The organism is Sphingobium sp. C100 (assembly GCF_000508185.1).
Lineage (GTDB): Bacteria > Pseudomonadota > Alphaproteobacteria > Sphingomonadales > Sphingomonadaceae > Sphingobium.
Genome location: NZ_AYOY01000087.1, coordinates 1 through 2,414 on the forward strand (window position 1 = coordinate 1; position 2,414 = coordinate 2,414).

A 2,414-nucleotide genomic window follows, 5' to 3' on the forward strand; every position below is an offset into this window, starting at 1 on the left:
CGCAGCCGCACGTCCAGCCGGGGGGCGTCGGCGCGCAACGTGCCGCCGCCGACCAGGATCGCGTCATGGCGCGCCCGCTCCATATGGGCATGGGCGCGCGCGTGGGGGCCGGTGATCCAGCGGCTCGACCCGTCCCGCAGCGCGATCCGCCCGTCGAGCGACAGGCCAAGCTTCAAGGTGACATGCGGGCGGCCCAGCGTCTGGCGCAGCACGAATCCGGCCATCGCCGCCGCCGCTTCCCGCGCCATCAGCCCCATGTCGACGATGACGCCCCGGTCGCGCAGCCAGGCCGCGCCCTGCCCGTCGGTGCGCGGGTCCGGGTCGCGCAGCGCGATCACGGCGCGGGCAATGCCGGCGCGCGCCATCAGGTCGGCGCAGCGCGGTCCGCGCGGGGACAGATGGAAACAGGGCTCCAGCGTCACATAGGCGGTGGCGCCGCGGGCCTGGTCCATCGCCTGGTCCAGCGCCTGCGCCTCGGCATGGGGGCGGCCGCCCTTCTGGGTCCAGCCGCGTCCCACGACATGGCCCTGCCGCACGATCAGGCAGCCGACATTGGGATTGGGGGTGGAAAGGCCGCGCCCGCGCCCGGACAGGGCGATGGCGGCGGCCATATAGCGCCGGTCGTCAGCGGGGTCGGGCACGATCAGGGCCGGGCGACTCCGGCCGCGGCGGGCGAACCGGGCGCAGCCTTGTCCGTCGCTTCCGCCTTGACCAGCCGCTCGTCGAGCAGGGCGTTGATTTGCTTCACCGCTTCCTTGCGCCGCGCGGTGTTGCGCTGCTCTTCTTCACGCCATTCGATGCCGAAAGCGTCGGCATAGCCCTGCATCTTCTGCTGCTGCTTCACCAGCGCCGCCTCGCGCTTGGCGAAGTCGATCTTCTGTTGCAGGATGATCGCCGCGTCGGACCGGCTGGCGTCCCAGCTCTGGACATAGATGATCTTGTTGCGCGTCGGCATGGTGTTGGTGTTGGCGTCGATGATGAACGTCCACACGATCACCCAGGTGAGCGCCACGGAAAGGCCGAGCAAAGGCCATTTATGCTGCCGCTGCTGACGGAAATAGCCCCAGAAGTCGCCAAGCGCGCTTTTGGGGGAAACGGGACGGGGAAAGATCGCCATCCCGCCCCTATAATCCAAGGCGGGGGCGGATGCAAAAGAGTCCATGCGCCATTCCTCCTGAAGCGGCCCCTTTCTTTATCGAAAGGGGCCGGCCCGTCATCTGTCGGTCAGGGTGAAGCGCACCGTCAATATCTTGGTCGCCGCGACGGCCACCCCGTCGCGGGTCGCGGGGCGGAAGCGCCATTTGCGCAGGGCGTGGCGCTGCGTCGCGAGCCAGAAGCTCTCGTCGCTGGCCGCGATCTTCTCGATGTCCGTCACCCGCCCTTCGGCGCTGATCGTGACGCGCACCGTCACCTTGCCTTCCTGGCCCTGCCGGATCATCGCGCCGGGATAATCGGGCTGAAAGGCCGCCAGCGCGCGGGGATCGATCGTCGCTTCGGTCAGCACCGGGTCGGGCATGGGCGGGGGCGGCGGAATATAGGGCGGCATCGGGATCAACCCGTCGCCAGGGCTGCTGCTGCCCACCAGGTCCGGGTTGGCAGGGGGCAGGGGCACTGCCGGATCGGCCGCGGTCGGCCGCTGCGGCGGGGCAGGCAGCCTGGTGTCGATCTGCTGGTCCACCGGGTCGAGCGGGGGCGGCGGATCGTCCGGCACGGCGTAGGTGGTGATCGGTGGAGCGGGCGTGAACTGCTCGATCACCTCCCTGGGGATCAGCAGGAAAGCGCCGACCACCAGCGCATGGATCGCCACCGTTCCGCCCAGGCCCAGCGGCGATCGCCGTCCCGCGCCATAGCGGGAGGGCGAAGCGCCCTGTCTTGCCGTCATGTGTCTCGCCGTCATCTGTCCAGCCGCCATCGCCATGAGTCGCATCGCGCGCTCCTTCTTATCGGTTGCATCCTCTCGCATCCTGCTGCCGGGCGGTATCGCCATCTGGGGCAAGAATGACATGATACAACATCAAAATATGATATGTTGCAACATAAAATAACGGCGGGCTGCAACAATCGGGCCGCATCGCGACATATGCCGGCAAAGCCGCGATGCGACGAAAGCGCCATGGGCCATTTGCCGTTCAGGAGCTTTCATGCGCTTTCGACCCCTCTGTCTCGCCGCCGGCCTGTTGGTCCCCTCCTTCGTCGCGGCCCAGCCGCAGGGCGATCCGGCCGGTCCATGGGCCGCCGACGCCGATCAGGACGGACGCATCACCCGCGATGAAATGCGCGCCTATATGGGGCGTCGCTTCGACCTGATGGATCAGGATGGCGACGGGCTGGTGCCGGTGCAGGCGATGCAGCGGATGCTGGGGCATGAGCGCCAGGCCGCACCCACCGGCGAGGGCGGCGCGCGCGATGGGCGC

The 2,414-nt window shown here is 68.7% G+C and carries 3 protein-coding genes and 1 pseudogene; 1 reads left to right on the forward strand and 3 read right to left on the reverse strand.

Annotated features, from left to right (window positions below):
* The 3 genes from ribD to C100_RS31555 form a co-directional block, all read right to left on the reverse strand.
* Positions 1–611 (reverse strand): bifunctional diaminohydroxyphosphoribosylaminopyrimidine deaminase/5-amino-6-(5-phosphoribosylamino)uracil reductase RibD (gene ribD, locus C100_RS31545; RefSeq protein WP_024019003.1); only part of this gene is annotated, 611 nt, incomplete at its 3' end.
* 32 nt (positions 612–643) lie between these two features.
* Positions 644–1,162 carry a hypothetical protein gene (locus C100_RS31550; RefSeq protein WP_031308922.1) on the reverse strand — a complete coding sequence of 173 codons (519 nt, stop codon included), beginning with the start codon at positions 1,160–1,162 and terminating at the stop codon, positions 644–646.
* Between the two features lie 51 nt (positions 1,163–1,213).
* The gene (locus C100_RS31555) at positions 1,214–1,882 is read right to left on the reverse strand and encodes an energy transducer TonB (RefSeq protein ID WP_235219031.1); all 669 of its coding nucleotides are present in this window, start codon (positions 1,880–1,882) and stop codon (positions 1,214–1,216) included.
* Positions 1,883–2,141: 259 nt separating this feature from the next.
* Here C100_RS31555 and C100_RS31560 point away from each other — a divergent pair.
* Positions 2,142–2,414 (forward strand): annotated as a pseudogene (locus C100_RS31560) (hypothetical protein); the annotation flags it as partial.